The following is a 14,792-nucleotide window of genomic DNA, read 5'->3' as shown; positions in this document are numbered from 1 at the left end:
GCCCGGCGGGCGTCCGGGCGCCGCGCCCGCGGGCCGGCTGCCCGCCGCGGCCGCGCAGCCGGGTGGCCGCACCCGGCACTGGATCGAGGTCAACGGCACCCGCCACCAGATCTCCCGCCCGACGCTGGTGCTGGGCCGCAGCACCGAGGCCGACGTGCGGATCGACGACCCCGGCGTCTCGCGCCGGCACTGCGAGATCCGGACCGGAACGCCCTCGACGATCCAGGATCTCGGGTCCACCAACGGCATCGTGGTGGACGGACAGCACACCACCCGCGCTACGCTCCGCGACGGCTCGCGGATCGTCGTGGGCAGCACCACCATCATTTACCGGCAAGCCGAAGGGTGAAGCGGGGGCAATGTCAGAGCTGACCCTCACGGTCATGCGGCTGGGTTTCCTGGCCGTACTGTGGCTGTTCGTGATCGTGGCCGTGCAGGTCATCCGCAGCGACCTGTTCGGAACGCGTGTCACACAGCGCGGGTCGCGCCGCGAAGCCCAGAGGCCGCAGCAGGCCGCGCGCCAGAGCGCACCACCGCCGCAGCGCCAGCAGGCGGCGGCCGGCGGCGGCGGCCGTCAGCGCCGCGGCGCTCCCACCAAACTGGTCGTCTCCGAGGGCATCCTCACGGGCACGACCGTCGCCCTCCAGGGGCAGACCATCACGTTGGGCCGCGCACACGACAGCACCATCGTGCTGGACGACGACTACGCGTCCAGCCGGCATGCCAGGATCTACCCGGACCGGGACGGCCAGTGGATCGTCGAGGACCTCGGATCCACCAACGGCACGTATCTCGACCGGAATCGACTGACGACCCCCACGCCCGTTCCGCTGGGCGCGCCGATCCGCATCGGCAAGACCGTCATCGAGCTGCGGAAGTAGTGCTACGTCATGAATGAGCGCGAGCGGAGCGAGCGAGCAGCGGCGGTCCCCACGAAGGATCCCGGCGCGCTCCCGACCGGAGGGTGGGCACCGTGCGGATGTACCCGGAGCCGACGGGCGAGGTGCGCATGAGTCTGTCACTGCGCTTCGCCGCCGGATCGCACAAAGGCATGATCCGCGAGGGCAACGAGGACTCCGGTTACGCCGGGCCCCGGCTGCTCGCGATCGCCGACGGCATGGGCGGCCAGGCCGCCGGCGAGGTCGCCTCGTCCGAGGTCATCTCCACCATCGTGGCGCTCGACGACGACGTGCCCGGCTCCGACATCCTCACCTCGCTCGGCACGGCCGTGCAGCGCGCCAACGACCAGCTCCGGATGATGGTCGAGGAGGACCAGCAGCTGGAGGGCATGGGGACCACCCTCACCGCCCTCCTGTGGACGGGGCAGCGGCTCGGCCTCGTGCACGTCGGCGACTCGCGCGCCTACCTGCTGCGCGACGGCGTGCTGACGCAGATCACGCAGGACCACACCTGGGTGCAGCGCCTCGTCGACGAGGGCCGCATCACGGAGGAGGAGGCGACCACCCACCCGCAGCGGTCCCTCCTCATGCGCGCGCTGGGCAGCGGCGACCACGTCGAGCCCGACCTCTCCATCCGTGAGGTGCGCGCCGGCGACCGCTACCTGATCTGCTCCGACGGGCTCTCGGGCGTCGTCTCCCATCAGACGATGGAGGACACCCTCGCCAGCTACCAGGGCCCCCAGGAGACCGTGCAGCAGCTGATCGAGCTGGCGCTGCGCGGCGGCGGCCCCGACAACATCACCGTCATCGTGGCCGACGTCCTCGACATCGACGGCGGCGACACCCTCGCCGGGCAGCTCTCCGACGTCCCGGTCGTGGTGGGCGCGGTCGCCGAGAACCAGCTCCAGTCGCAGGACGACGGCGCCATGCAGACGCCCGCCGGCCGCGCCTCCAGCCTCGGCCGCCAGGCGTCCGGGCAGGGCGGCGGCGGCGAGTTCGGCCCGCCCGGCAGCGGCGACACCACCGGGTACGTGCCCACCGGCGGGTTCGGCGACTACTCCGACGAGGACTTCACCAAGCCGCGCTCCGGGCGCAAGTGGCTGAAGAGATCCTTCTACACGGTGCTCGCGCTCGGCGTCATCGGCGGCGGGCTGTACGGCGGCTACCGCTGGACGCAGACGCAGTACTACGTGGGCGTCAACGACGAGCACGTCGCGCTGTACCGCGGCATCGACCAGGATCTCGCCTGGGTCTCCCTCTCGAAGGTGGAGAAGGACTACCCGAGGATCGAACTCAAGTACCTGCCGCCGTACCAGCAGAAGCAGGTCGAGGGGACGATCGTCGAGGGCGGGCTGAAGGACGCCGAGTCGAAGATCGACGAACTCCAGGTCCAGGCGTCCGCGTGCAAGAAGGACGCCGACCGCCGCAAGGCCGAGAGCGAGCAGAACGCGCAGACCGGTGAGGGCGAGGCCGGCGGGGTCACGGGAACCACCCGGACCTCCGTCGCGTCCAAGGCCACACCCACGCCGTCGGCGCCCCCCTCGGGAGACACGCCGTCGGCGGCCCCCTCGGGAGAGCAGGGGCAGCCGGCACCCGACCCGTCCAAGTCCACGACCGCACCCACTCCCACACCCGGCCCCAGCCTCTCCGACGAGGAGAAGAAGCTGGTCTCGCTGTGCGGTAAGCAGTAAGAAGCAGCCGTGAGGGGCCCTGTCACACGATGAGCAGCACTTCCAACACGCCGACGCACCACACGTCCACGATCGGCTCGATCGGCACCCCGAGCCGGCGCAACACCGAGCTCGCGCTGCTGGTGTTCGCCGTGGTCATCCCGGTGTTCGCCTACGCCAACGCCGGACTGGCCATCAACGGCTCGGTGCCGCCGGGCCTGCTGAGCTACGGGCTCGGCCTCGGCCTGCTCGCCGGCATCGGCCATCTCGTCGTACGGAAGTTCGCCCCGTACGCCGACCCCCTGATGCTGCCGCTGGCCACGCTCCTCAACGGCATCGGCCTGGTCGCCATCTGGCGGCTCGACCAGTCCAAGCGGCTGCAGGCGAGCAGTACGTTCGTCGAGGCGGCCCCCCGCCAGCTGCTGTACTCCGCACTGGGCGTCGCGCTCTTCGTGGTCGTCCTGGTCTTCCTCAAGGACCACCGCGTCCTGCAGCGCTACACCTACATCTCCATGGTCGGCGCGCTGATCCTGCTGCTGCTGCCCCTGGTGCCGGGCCTCGGCATGAACGTCTTCGGCGCCCGGATCTGGATCTCGATCGCCGGATTCACCATCCAGCCGGGCGAGTTCGCGAAGATCGTCCTCGCGATCTTCTTCGCCGGCTACCTCATGGTGAAGCGCGACGCCCTGGCCCTGGCCAGCCGCCGCTTCATGGGCCTCTACCTGCCGCGCGGACGCGACCTCGGCCCCATCATCGCCGTCTGGGTCGTGTCCATCCTGATCCTGGTCTTCGAGACCGACCTCGGTACCTCCCTGCTCTTCTTCGGCATGTTCGTGATCATGCTGTACGTCGCCACCGAGCGGACCAGCTGGATCGTGTTCGGTCTGCTGATGTCCGCGGCCGGCGCCGTCGGCGTGGCCTCCTTCGAGTCGCACGTCCAGCAGCGCGTCCAGGCATGGCTCGACCCGATGCGCGAGTACGAGCTCAGCCAGGAAGGCGTCATCGGCCACACCGAGCAGTCCATGCAGGCCCTGTGGGCGTTCGGCTCCGGCGGCACCCTCGGCACCGGGCTCGGCCAGGGCGACTCCGACCTCATCGGCTTCGCCGCCAACTCCGACTTCATCCTCGCCACCTTCGGCGAGGAGCTCGGCCTGGCCGGCGTGATGGCGATCCTGCTGATGTACGGCCTGATCGTGGAGCGCGGTGTCCGCACCGCCCTCGCCGCCCGCGACCCCTTCGGCAAGCTGCTCGCCATCGGCCTGTCCGGCGCCTTCGCCCTCCAGGTCTTCGTGGTCGCCGGCGGCGTCATGGGCCTGATCCCGCTGACCGGTATGACGATGCCCTTCCTGGCGTACGGAGGTTCCTCCGTCATCGCCAACTGGGCGCTCATCGGCATCCTGCTCCGGATCAGCGACACCGCGCGCCGGCCCGCGCCGGCCCCCGCACCCAACCCCGACGCCGAGATGACCCAGGTGGTCCGACCGTGAACAAGCCCCTGCGCCGGATCGCGATCTTCTGCGGGCTCCTGATCCTCGCCCTGCTGGTCCGCGACAACTGGATCCAGTACGTCCAGGCGGACTCGCTGAAGGACGACACGAAGAACCGCCGCGTCGCGATCGCCCGCTACGCCACCCCGCGCGGCGACATCATCGTCGACGGCGAACCGATCACCGGGTCCACCAAGACGAGCGGTGACGACTTCAACGACTTCGAGTACAAGCGCACGTACAAGGACGGCGCGATGTGGGCCCCCGTCACGGGCTACGCCTCGCAGGCCTTCGGCGCCACGCAGCTGGAGAGCATCGAGGACGGCATCCTCACCGGCAACGACGACCGGCTCTTCTTCCGCCGCACCCTCGACATGATCACCGGCAAGAAGCAGGAGGGCGGCAACGTCGTCACCACGCTCAACGCCGCCGCGCAGAAGGCCGCGTACAACGGCCTGCTGAAGCAGGGCAAGGGCGCCGTCGCCGCGATCGACCCGGGCACCGGCGCGATCCTGGCGCTGGCCTCCACCCCCTCGTACGACCCCTCGACGTTCGCCGGGAACTCCAGCAAGGTCGACGGCAAGGCCTGGCAGAAGCTCCAGAAGGAGAACAACCCCGACAACCCGATGCTCAACCGGGCGCTGCGCGAGATCTACCCGCCCGGGTCCACCTTCAAGGTGGTCACGGCCGCCGCGGCGCTGGAGAAGGGCATCTACGACAGCGCCGACGAGAAGACCGACTCGCCGCTGCCGTACACCCTGCCGGAGAGCACCACCGAGCTGAAGAACGAGGGGAACCTCCCCTGCAAGGACGCGACCCTGCGCGAGGCGCTGCGCGTGTCCTGCAACACCGTCTTCGGCAAGCTGGGCGTCGACGTCGGCAAGGAGGACATGCTGGAGCAGGCCAAGAAGTTCGGCTTCAACGAGGAGCAGTTCGTGCCGATCCGCTCCAGCGCCTCCATCTTCCCGGAGAAGATGGACCGGCCGCAGACCGCGCTCAGCTCGATCGGCCAGTTCGAGACGGCCACGACTCCGCTCCAGATGGCCATGGTGGCCTCCGCCATCGCCAACGACGGCACGCTCATGAAGCCGTACATGGTCGACAAGCTCCAGGCGCCGGGCCTCGACGTCATCGAGCAGACCGACCCCTCGAAGATGAGTGAGCCGCTGTCCGAGAAGAACGCCCAGATCCTCCAGTCGATGATGGAGACGGTCGTCAAGGAGGGCACCGGTACCCGGGCCCAGATCAACGAGAGCGGCGTCACCGTGGGCGGCAAGACCGGTACCGCCCAGCGCGGTGTCGAGAACAGCGAGAACCCGTACGCCTGGTTCATCTCGTACGCGAAGCTCGAAGACGGCAGCTCCCCGGTCGCCGTCGCCGTGGTCGTCGAGGACGAGAGCGCCAACCGTGACGACATCTCCGGCGGCGGTCTCGCCGCTCCGATCGCGAGGGACGTGATGAAGGCAGTCATCGACAGCAAGAAGTGACCCCGCTCACGTCCCCCTCGCATCGGTGCACGTTGCGATACCGGTCCTGTATCGGGTGACGGTTGTGGCCAGGTCAGTCAAGGCGGTCCGGGTACGGTATGCCCGGACAGCACACCGCCGGACCACACGTGGTGTGGTCAGGACCGTCGGAAAAGGCTGGTAGGTAGCTATGGAAGAGCCGCGTCGCCTCGGCGGCCGGTACGAGCTGGGCCACGTGCTCGGCCGTGGTGGCATGGCGGAGGTACACCTCGCCCATGACACCCGGCTCGGCCGCACGGTGGCGGTGAAGACGCTGCGGGCGGACCTCGCGCGCGACCCGTCGTTCCAGGCCCGCTTCCGCCGGGAGGCCCAGTCGGCCGCCTCGCTCAACCATCCCGCGATCGTCGCCGTGTACGACACCGGTGAGGACTACATCGAGGGCATCTCCATCCCGTACATCGTGATGGAGTACGTCGACGGGTCCACCCTGCGCGAGCTGCTGCACTCCGGGCGCAAACTGCTGCCCGAGCGCACCCTGGAGATGACCATCGGCATCCTCCAGGCGCTGGAGTACTCGCACCGCGCGGGCATCGTCCACCGCGACATCAAGCCGGCGAACGTCATGCTGACGCGCAACGGCCAGGTCAAGGTCATGGACTTCGGCATCGCCCGTGCGATGGGCGACTCCGGCATGACGATGACGCAGACCGCCGCCGTCATAGGAACGGCGCAGTACCTCTCCCCGGAGCAGGCGAAGGGCGAGCCGGTCGACGCCCGCTCCGACCTGTACTCGACGGGCTGCCTGCTGTACGAACTCCTCACGGTGCGCCCGCCGTTCATCGGGGATTCCCCGGTCGCGGTCGCGTACCAGCACGTGCGCGAGGAGCCGCAGGCGCCGAGCGTCTTCGATCCCGAGATCACGCCCGAGATGGACGCCATCGTCCTGAAGGCGCTCACCAAGGACCCGGACTACCGCTACCAGTCCGCCGACGAGATGCGCCTGGACATCGAGGCATGCCTCGACGGCCAGCCCGTCGCGGCCACGGCGGCCATGGGTTCGGTCGGTTACGGCGGCTATCCGGACGAGCAGCCGACGACGGCCCTGCGCTCCTCGGACGGCCAGCACACCACGCTGCTGCCCCCGGCCAACCCGGACGACGGCAGTTTCGGCTACGACGACCGGGCGGGCCGGCGCCGCCAGCAGAAGAAGAACAACACCTCGACGATCCTCCTGGTGGTCGCCGGTGTGCTCGTGCTGGTCGGCGCGATCCTCATCGGCAAGTGGGCGTTCAGCGGGGACGGCGGCCCCGGGGACGACTCGTTCCCCGCGCCCAACTTCGTGAACCGGACCGTGGCCGACGCCAGACAGACGGCGGAGAACCGCGATCTCGAACTCGTGATCAACGAGAAGCCGTGCGAGACCACGCCCAAGGACAGCGTCTGCGACCAGAACCCGGCCGCGGGGACGGACGCCAAGGCGGGCGACACGATCACGCTGACGGTGTCGACGGGGGCGCCGAAGGTGGCGGTCCCCAACGTCATCGACGACCCGGTGGAGGACGCCACCAAGAAGCTCGAAGGCGAGAAGTACGAGTTCGAGGTCAAGACGGAGACCAAGGAGTCCAGCGAGGACCCCGGCACCGTCCTCGACCAGGACCCGGCCGCGGGTGACGAGGTGCAGAAGGGCTCCACGATCACCCTCACCGTCGCCAAGGAGAAGAAGCAGGTCACCGTTCCGGACGTGAGCGGTCAGGGCTGCGACCAGGCCAAGGCCCGGATGCAGGAGAACGACCTCACCGGCAACTGCACCGAGGTGGAGACCGACGACGAGAACCTGGTCGGCAAGGTCGTCGCCACCTCGCCCCAGGCGAACTCGCCGGTCGACCCCGGGTCCACGGTGACCCTCCAGATCGGCAAGGCGAAGGAGCAGGAGGAGGAAGAGGAGCCGGAGCCGCAGAAGTTCGCCATGCCGAAGGTGACCCAGATGACGCTCGCCCAGGCCAAGCAGGTCCTCGCGCAGAGCCAGCTCCAGCTCGGCGACGTCAACGGTTCGCAGGACGACAACTCCATCGTCCTCGCCAGCGATCCCGGACAGGGCAACGAGGTGAAGCCCGGTGACCGGGTCAACCTCGTCACGGTCGGCGGCGGCGGACAGAACAACGGCGGCAACGGCAACGGCGGTCTCTTCGGAGGGTCCTCGGGCTGACGCCCGTGCCTCACCCTCCGGTGTGTCACCCGGTCACGGCGAAGCCCCGGTCCCCTTTCGAGGGAACCGGGGCTTCGCCGTTCGCAGGGTTCCACGGTTCCGCGGTCAGCGGGAGTGGTCCGCCGTGGTCCGGTGGTCCGGTGGTTCGCGGAGCGGTCCGGTCCGCGGAAGTGGTCCGCGGGAGTCGTCAGCGGAGCTCCGGGGGTGGCGTCCGCTCGTCGTCCACCTTCTCCACGCGGTCCAGCTCGCCCCAGACCACGTACCGGTAGCGGGACGTGTAGACCGGCGTGCAGGTCGTGAGCGTGATGTAGCGGCCCGCCTTCGTCCTCCCCGACTCCTTGGGGACGGGCGCCAGGACGTTGACGTTGAACTTCGACGTCTCCGGGAGGGTCGCGTAGACCTTGTAGACGTACCAGTTGTCCTTGGTCTCGAAGACGATCGGGTCGCCCTTCCCGAGCTTGTCGATGTCGTGGAACTTCGCCCCGTGGCCGTCGCGGTGGGCGGCCAGCGAGAAGTTGCCCTTCTCGTCCTGGGGGAGGGCGGACTTCACGGGGTCCGTGTAGTAGCCCGCGACGCCGTTGTTCAGCATCTTCGTGGAGGTGCCCTTCTTGACCAGCACCTCGTCGCCGCCCATCGCCGGGACGTGCAGGAAGCCGATGCCGTCCTTGGTGTCCAGACCGACCGGGCCCCGGTCCTCGGCCCAGTGGTCGCGCACCTTGTCGCCCTGCTTGTCGGCCTCGCGGTCCGCGACCACGTTCGTCCACCACAGCGAGTAGGCGACGAACAGGCCGAGGACCAGACCCGCCGTGATGAGGAGTTCGCCGAGGAGGCTGACGGCCGCCGCGATCCGGCCGCCACCGCGCCGTCGCGGCGCGGGCGAGGGCGGGGACGCCGGCGCGTCCGTGTGTTCTCCGTGGTCGGTCGTCGCTGCCACTGCCTTGTCCCCGTCTGGTGTCTCAGTCCGATGTCTCAGTCTGGCTTTTCAGTCTGATGTCTCAGTCTGGTGTCTCGATGTGGCGTCCCGGAAATCCGGGACGCCCCGCGTCGTGCCGCCGAGGGCTCCCGCCCGCGTGCTCAGCCGACGAGCGCGTCCGGTTTGCCCTTGTCGCGCGGCCGTTCCTCGGCCATCGCACCCCAGACGATCATCCGGTACTTACTGGTGAATTCCGGGGTGCAGGTGGTGAGGGTGATGTAGCGGCCGGGCTTCCTGAAGGTCGACCCCTTGGGGATCGCGTCCAGGACAGCCGTGTTGCTGGGCGCCGTCACCGGCAGGATCGAGGCCATCTCGTAGACGTAGTACGTGTCCTGCGTCTCGACGACGATCGGGTCGCCCGGCTTGAGGCGGTTGATGTAGCGGAACGGTTCGCCGTGGGTGTTGCGGTGACCCGCGAGCCCGAAGTTTCCCGTCCTGGCGTCGGGCATCGCGGTCTTCACGCCCTCTTCGGCGTAGTGGCCGACCATGCCGCGGTCCAGTACCCGCTTCTTGTCGATGCCCTCGGCGATCGGCACCACCACGTCGAGCTTCGGGATGTGCAGGAGGGCGAAACCCTGGCCCGGCTCGAAGGCGCCCGGGTTCCGCTTGCCGTTCGCCCAGTCCTCCTGCAGGCTGCTCGCCGCGCTGTCGGCCTGTGCCTGGGCCCGTATGTTCGTCCAGTACAGCTGGTAGGTCACGAACAGCAGCATCAGTACGCCCGCGGTGATGAAGACCTCGCCGACCGCCCGGCTGACCATCACGGCCGCGCCCGGTTTCCGCGCCTTCGCCGCGCGCCGGGCCGCCGTGCGCGAGGCGGGTGCGTCGGCCGCGCGGGCGTCCGTCTGCTCCTCTTGGGATCCGTCGGTCCCGGTCCCGGTCCCGCTGTTCCCGCCGTGCCTCCCGTGGCGCTTGGCGGCCTTGCGCCGGGCCGCACGGCCTCCCGGGGTACCCGTGCCGCCCGGCGACCCCACGGGGGCCGCAGAGGGCGTGGAGCGCCTTCGTGAAGGGGTGCCGGATCCTTCCTCGGTGACCACCGGCAGCGCGACCGTCTCTCCGGGAGCCGGGGAGCGCCTGTGCGGCGACCGCTGCTGCGGTCGCCGAGGCTGAGCCTGCGGCTGCGGCTGCGGTGACTGCGGCGGTGCGTACGGCTGTGGTTGCGGCTGGGCGTACGGCAGCGGCTGGGCGTACGGCAGCTGGGATTCGGTGTAGGCCGTCCGGGGGCCCGCGGGGGAGGGCCCCGTCTGCTGGTAGGGGGCCTGCGGTTGCGCGTAGGACTGCTGCTGGGGCGGTGTGTACGGCGGTCGCGGCTCGGAGTAGCCGTGCGCGGGCTCCGCGTGTGCGCGCTGCACCGGCTCCGCGTACGCCGACGTGCTCTGCCCGGCACCGGTCTGCCCGGCACCGGTCTGCCCCACCCCGACGCTCCAGTCCGGTGCGTACGCCTGCGGGTCGTACCACTGCTGCGGTGCGGTCGCCGGCTGCTGCCCGCCCGGCAGGGGATCGCTGAGCGGGTCGGCCAGCCCGTCCACGGCGGCCTGCATCGCGCTGCCGGTCCGGCCGTCGCCCGTCGGGCCGGTGCCGGAGGCCGCCCCGAAGGGGACCGCGCCCCCGTAGCCGCCCGGCGCCTCGAATGCCGCAGCGCCCCCGTACGCGGTGTCCTCGCCGTACGGGGTCGCACTGTCGCGCTCGGGGCGCAGGGCGGTCACGCCGTGACCCTGCCCACCACCGGGGCGAGCCCCACCGACCTGGCCACGGCTCCCTGGTCACCGCACTCGGCCAGCCAGTTGGCCAGCATGCGGTGCCCGTGCTCGGTCAGCACGGACTCGGGGTGGAACTGCACCCCTTCGACCGGGAGTTCACGATGTCTGAGACCCATGATGATCCCGTCGTGGGTACGGGCCGTGACCTCGAGGCCGGCCGGCACGGTCTGCGGCTCGGCGGCCAGCGAGTGGTAGCGGGTGGCGGTGAAGGGGGAGGGCAGACCGGCGAACACGCCCGTCCCGTCGTGCTCGACGAGCGAGGTCTTGCCGTGCAGCAGTTCGGGCGCCCTGCCCACCACACCGCCGTACGCCACCTGCATCGACTGCATCCCGAGGCAGACCCCGAAGACGGGGACCCCGGTCGCGGCGCAGTGCCGCACCATGTCGACGCAGACCCCGGCCTCCTCGGGCGTGCCGGGGCCGGGCGACAGCAGCACACCGTCGAACCCGTCCTGCGCGTGCGCCATCGCCACCTCGTCGTTGCGCAGCACCTCGCACTCGGCGCCGAGCTGGTAGAGGTACTGGACCAGGTTGAAGACGAAGCTGTCGTAGTTGTCGACGACGAGGATCCGTGCGCTCACTGGTCGTCCACCGTCACATCGTTGAAGGGGAGCAGCGGTTCGGCCCAGGGGAACACGTACTGGAAGAGCACGTAGACCGCCGCGAGGACCAGCACGACGGAGAGCAGTGCCTTGATCCACACGTTCCCCGGCAGATGCCGCCAGATAAAGCCGTACATGCCGTCCCTTCCGTCGCACCACGGCACCAGACTCACGCCGTACCCGACCAGACTAACGGCGTAGGGCCTCCGGTTTCCCAGCCTCCACGGGCTGGGTCTCGTCGAGATGCCCCCAGACGATCAGCCGGTGGCTGTGGCCCCATTCCGGTTCGCAGGTGGTCAGCGTCAGGTAACGGCCCTCCCGCGTGTACCCGGACTTCTCCGGTACGGGGTCGATGACGGCTGTGTCACTCGGCACCGTCCGGTAGGGCCCGGTGTCGATGCGGTAGGTGAACCAGGTCCTGCCGTCGGTCAGCACCACCCGGTCCCCCGGACGCAACCGGGGGAAGTCCTTGAACGGGTCCCCGTGGGTCCGGCGGTGGCCGGCCACGGCGAAATTGCCCCGCTCACCGAGTCGCGCGGTACCGGCGTAGTGGCCCAGGCCCTTCTTGAGGGTCTTCGTCCTCGTGCCTTCGAGCACGGGCTTGTTCCACGTGAAACCAAGCCGTGGGACGTACATGACGGCAAAGGGCTTTCCGTCCCTGTACGCGGCGGGCTTCGCGGGAGCCGCGCCCGGACTCTCCGCCGTCCCCGGCCCACCGGATCCGGCGGCCGCGGCATCCCTCGCCCACTGCCGCTCCAGCTGCGCGATCTGGTCGTCCATGGCGGTGTCGGCCTTCACTCCCGTCCAGAACAACACGTAGAGGACGAAGAGCACGATCACCGTGCCGACGGTGACGCACAGCTCGCTGACCGTCCTGACGACCACCCGTACCGACACGACGTCCCCCAGCGGCAGCTGTTCACGTACTCACAGCCTCCTCCCCTCAGGGGTCCGGCTCCACAGGTTCCCGGGTTCTGGGGCCCTGACGGACTCAGGACCTCGCGTACCGCTACTCCACGGGCTTCGCGTAGTGGAGGTCGACCGTGCCCGAGTAGCCGGGCAGCGTCGTCGTCCCGTTCTCCTCGACCTTCCAGCCGAGCCCGTAGACATTGACGTACACCATGTAGTTCTGGATCGCGGGGGACGCCGAGAGGGCCTTCTCCAGCCTCTCCGGGTCACCGACCGCCTGGATCTTGTACGGGGGAGAGTAGACGCGGCCCTGGAGGATGAGGGTGTTGCCGACGCAGCGGACGGCGCTGGTGGAGATCAGCCGCTGGTCCATGACCTTGATCCCCTCGGCCCCGCCCTGCCACAGGGCGTTCACCACGGCCTGCAGGTCCTGCTGGTGGATGACCAGGTAGTCGGGCTGCGGCTCGGGGTAGCCGGGGAGCTTTGCCTTGGCGTTCGGAGGCGCGTCGTCGAGGGTGACCGTGAGGGCCTTGCCCTTGAGCCTCTGGGTGCCCGCGTTCTTCTCCAGCGCGGCCAGCCTGGCCGACTCCGCCGCGGTGCTGCCGTTGTCCCGCTCGGCGAGGCTCTCGACGTCCTCGCGCAGCGATCCGTTGCTCTCGTCGAGCTGCCCGTTCTTGTGGCTGCGCTCATGGATGAGGTCGGAGAGCCTGAGCAGCGAGGCGTCCGTACGGATGTTGGTGCCCTTGGCCGTGTCGAAGCTGGTGAAGAAGATCAGCCCCGCCAGGGCGAAGACGGCCGCGGTCAGCACCCGCACCGGCCGGAAACGTCCGGAATCCCTGAAACGCCGGGTGCGGTCAGGGCTGGAATCCGGCTGGGGGAAGTCGGCAGAATTGCTCAACGTACCCTTATCTCCTTCGGCGCCACGGAAGCACTACGCTAACGGACGCCCGGGGGAGCACTAAAAGTCCCCTTGTACGCTGCCTCGAAGCAGCCCACGTTCCCTGCGCGGCCACGCAGCGCATCGACAGGAGAGACCCTCGTGCCGAAGTCACGTATCCGCAAGAAGGCCGACTACACGCCGCCCCCGGCGAAGCAGGCGACCAACATCAAGCTGAACAGCCGTGCCTGGGTCGCCCCGGTCATGCTGGCCCTGTTCCTCATCGGCCTGGCCTGGATCGTGGTGTTCTACGTGACGAACGGCTCGCTGCCGATCGACTCGCTGGGCAACTGGAACATCGTGGTCGGCTTCGGCTTCATCGCGGCGGGGTTCGGCGTCTCCACGCAGTGGAAGTAACGCCCGCTCACGGGAGGGATCAGGGGCCTGTACGGAGTCCGTACAGGCCCCTGTCCGCATGCCCCGACGTCCCGTCCATGATCCCGTCCACAGTCCCGTGCGCGTGCCCTGCCCACAAGCTCTGGCCCTAGGTGTCCACTGAGTTATCCACAGCGGTGTCCACAGTGGGGAAAAGGTCAGAAGATCTGTGGATAACTTTTCGGATGCTGCACTGTGCTGACGCCGGTACGACTGACCTACCGGGATCCGGAAACCCGTTCGCCCCTGTCCTGCCTGCGGAAATCCGAGCCAGCGGCGAGGGCACGCGTGTTCCCCGACAGCATGCACAAGATCCGCCACGGTCTGTGGACAACGTGTGCTTCCGGTGACCTGGACCACCCGGGCCAGGTGAGCCGACCGGTCGGGTGAGCCACCGTGTCAGGTGAGCTGGCCGGTCCTGATGAGTGTCATGACCACGACCGCGAACAGGACGAGCGCGCACGCGCCGTACTGGACGAGCGCACGCCTCTCCCGGGGCGCGTGCACCATCGCGTACCCGATGAGGACACCGCCGACGAGTCCGCCGATATGGGCTTCCCAGGCGATGTTGCTCCACCCGAAGGTGAAGATCAGGTTGATCACCAGCAGGGCGATGACCGGACGCATGTCGTGGTTGAGCCGCCGCATCAGGACGGCGGTGGCACCGAAGAGACCGAAGATCGCACCGGAGGCACCGAGCGAGGGCTGGTTCGGCTCGGCGATCAGATACGTGAGCGCGCTGCCGGCCAGACCGGAGACCCCGTACAGGGCGAGGTAGCGGGCGCGGCCGAGCGCCGCCTCCAGGGGACCGCCGATCCACCACAGGCTGAGCATGTTGAACGCGATGTGGATGTAGCTCCCGTGCAGGAACATCGCCGTGACCATGCGGTACCACTGGCCCTCGGCGACACCCTCGACCTCTCCGAGGACCGGTACGAACGCGCGGCCGATCAGGTCGAAGCTGTCGGTGAAGCGGTCACCCACACGGAGCTGGACCAGGAAGAGGACGAGGTTGAGCCCGACCAGGACCTTGGTGACGAGCCGGGGGTCGGCGCCGATCGTGCCGCCCGCGATGGTCCGGGGCTGCGAGGCGCCGGGTGCGTGTCCCGTGCCGGAGCCGTCCCGTACGCACTCGGGGCACTGGAAGCCGACCGAGGCGCTGACCATGCACTCGGGGCAGATGGGGCGCTCGCACCGGGTGCAGCGGATGCCGGTCTCCCGGTCCGGGTGCCGGTAGCAGGTGGGCAGGCTCGGGGCACCCTGCGGTCCCTGCGGGCTGCCTGGCGCCTGATCCATCGGGGTCCCCTCGTCCTTCTGTACACCTGGGTACGCAACACTCCGCCCCGCTCATCCTTACGGATGGACGGGGCGTTTGGTTCCCTGCGGGAGCCTTGCGCGGGCTCCGCAACCCGGGTTCCGCAACCCGGGCTCCGCGGCACGAGCCGGAAAGGGCTCGCGGGAAAGGGCCCGCCGAAGAGAGCTCGACGAGGGGGCCACCGAAGGGGCCCGGC

The 14,792-nt window shown here is 69.4% G+C and carries 14 protein-coding genes; 7 read left to right on the top strand and 7 right to left on the bottom strand.

Going from position 1 to position 14,792, the window contains the following annotated elements:
* From KM933_RS34145 to pknB, 6 genes are all read left to right on the top strand, one after another.
* A partial coding sequence (locus KM933_RS34145) for an FHA domain-containing protein (RefSeq protein ID WP_221359819.1) occupies positions 1-349 on the top strand: 349 nt, incomplete at its 5' end.
* A 10-nt stretch (positions 350-359) separates the two neighbouring features.
* On the top strand, positions 360-881 hold the full coding sequence (locus tag KM933_RS34140; RefSeq protein WP_221359817.1) for an FHA domain-containing protein FhaB/FipA: 522 nt from the start codon (positions 360-362) through the stop codon (positions 879-881).
* A gap of 128 nt (positions 882-1,009) precedes the next feature.
* The gene (locus KM933_RS34135; protein WP_221359815.1) at positions 1,010-2,590 is read left to right on the top strand and encodes a Stp1/IreP family PP2C-type Ser/Thr phosphatase; all 1,581 of its coding nucleotides are present in this window, start codon (positions 1,010-1,012) and stop codon (positions 2,588-2,590) included.
* Between the two features lie 29 nt (positions 2,591-2,619).
* Positions 2,620-4,056: an FtsW/RodA/SpoVE family cell cycle protein gene (locus KM933_RS34130; RefSeq protein ID WP_221359805.1), complete on the top strand. Its 1,437-nt coding sequence runs from the start codon at positions 2,620-2,622 to the stop codon at positions 4,054-4,056.
* Positions 4,053-5,543, top strand: coding sequence for a peptidoglycan D,D-transpeptidase FtsI family protein (locus KM933_RS34125; protein ID WP_221359803.1), 1,491 nt, complete (start codon positions 4,053-4,055; stop codon positions 5,541-5,543). The genes KM933_RS34130 and KM933_RS34125 overlap by 4 nt, the downstream gene beginning before the upstream one ends.
* Before the next feature lie 169 nt (positions 5,544-5,712).
* Positions 5,713-7,728 carry a Stk1 family PASTA domain-containing Ser/Thr kinase gene (gene pknB / locus KM933_RS34120; protein ID WP_221359800.1) on the top strand — a complete coding sequence of 672 codons (2,016 nt, stop codon included), beginning with the start codon at positions 5,713-5,715 and terminating at the stop codon, positions 7,726-7,728.
* A gap of 187 nt (positions 7,729-7,915) precedes the next feature.
* On the opposite strand, the gene KM933_RS34115 is transcribed toward pknB, so the two are convergent.
* The 6 genes from KM933_RS34115 to KM933_RS34090 form a co-directional block, all read right to left on the bottom strand.
* A complete protein-coding gene (locus KM933_RS34115) occupies positions 7,916-8,662 on the bottom strand; it encodes a class E sortase (protein WP_221359798.1) in 747 nt (248 codons plus the stop codon).
* 140 nt (positions 8,663-8,802) lie between these two features.
* Positions 8,803-10,113 carry a class E sortase gene (locus KM933_RS34110; protein WP_430727405.1) on the bottom strand — a complete coding sequence of 437 codons (1,311 nt, stop codon included), beginning with the start codon at positions 10,111-10,113 and terminating at the stop codon, positions 8,803-8,805.
* Positions 10,114-10,400: 287 nt separating this feature from the next.
* Positions 10,401-11,039 carry an aminodeoxychorismate/anthranilate synthase component II gene (locus KM933_RS34105; RefSeq protein ID WP_221359796.1) on the bottom strand — a complete coding sequence of 213 codons (639 nt, stop codon included), beginning with the start codon at positions 11,037-11,039 and terminating at the stop codon, positions 10,401-10,403.
* Complete coding sequence (locus tag KM933_RS34100; RefSeq protein ID WP_221359794.1) at positions 11,036-11,197, bottom strand: hypothetical protein; 162 nt, start codon at positions 11,195-11,197, stop codon at positions 11,036-11,038. The genes KM933_RS34105 and KM933_RS34100 overlap by 4 nt, the downstream gene beginning before the upstream one ends.
* 52 nt (positions 11,198-11,249) lie before the next feature.
* On the bottom strand, positions 11,250-11,957 hold the full coding sequence (locus KM933_RS34095; protein WP_308013636.1) for a class E sortase: 708 nt from the start codon (positions 11,955-11,957) through the stop codon (positions 11,250-11,252).
* A gap of 112 nt (positions 11,958-12,069) precedes the next feature.
* Positions 12,070-12,867, bottom strand: a complete 798-nt coding sequence (locus tag KM933_RS34090; RefSeq protein ID WP_221359792.1) for a DUF881 domain-containing protein — start codon at positions 12,865-12,867, stop codon at positions 12,070-12,072.
* Positions 12,868-13,008: 141 nt separating this feature from the next.
* Between KM933_RS34090 and crgA the strand changes: the two genes are divergently transcribed.
* Positions 13,009-13,263: a cell division protein CrgA gene (crgA, locus tag KM933_RS34085; RefSeq protein ID WP_221359790.1), complete on the top strand. Its 255-nt coding sequence runs from the start codon at positions 13,009-13,011 to the stop codon at positions 13,261-13,263.
* A 417-nt stretch (positions 13,264-13,680) separates the two neighbouring features.
* Here the strand turns inward: crgA and KM933_RS34080 are convergent, their stop codons facing one another.
* Positions 13,681-14,577 carry a rhomboid family intramembrane serine protease gene (locus KM933_RS34080; protein WP_221359788.1) on the bottom strand — a complete coding sequence of 299 codons (897 nt, stop codon included), beginning with the start codon at positions 14,575-14,577 and terminating at the stop codon, positions 13,681-13,683.
* Positions 14,578-14,792 lie beyond the last annotated feature (215 nt).

It is taken from the genome of Streptomyces beigongshangae (assembly GCF_019710745.1).
Lineage (GTDB): Bacteria > Actinomycetota > Actinomycetes > Streptomycetales > Streptomycetaceae > Streptomyces > Streptomyces beigongshangae.
This window is presented reverse-complemented; position numbering and strand designations above follow the sequence as displayed.

Excerpts from the sequence above, each read along its gene's own strand:
- KM933_RS34140 (WP_221359817.1), top strand. The coding sequence starts at position 360 with ATGTCAGAGCTGACCCTCACGGTCATGCGGCTGGGTTTCCTGGCCGTA.
- KM933_RS34135 (WP_221359815.1), top strand. The coding sequence starts at position 1,010 with ATGAGTCTGTCACTGCGCTTCGCCGCCGGATCGCACAAAGGCATGATC.
- KM933_RS34130 (WP_221359805.1), top strand. The coding sequence starts at position 2,620 with ATGAGCAGCACTTCCAACACGCCGACGCACCACACGTCCACGATCGGC.
- pknB (WP_221359800.1), top strand. The coding sequence starts at position 5,713 with ATGGAAGAGCCGCGTCGCCTCGGCGGCCGGTACGAGCTGGGCCACGTG.
- KM933_RS34100 (WP_221359794.1), bottom strand. The coding sequence starts at position 11,197 with ATGTACGGCTTTATCTGGCGGCATCTGCCGGGGAACGTGTGGATCAAG.
- KM933_RS34080 (WP_221359788.1), bottom strand. The coding sequence starts at position 14,577 with ATGGATCAGGCGCCAGGCAGCCCGCAGGGACCGCAGGGTGCCCCGAGC.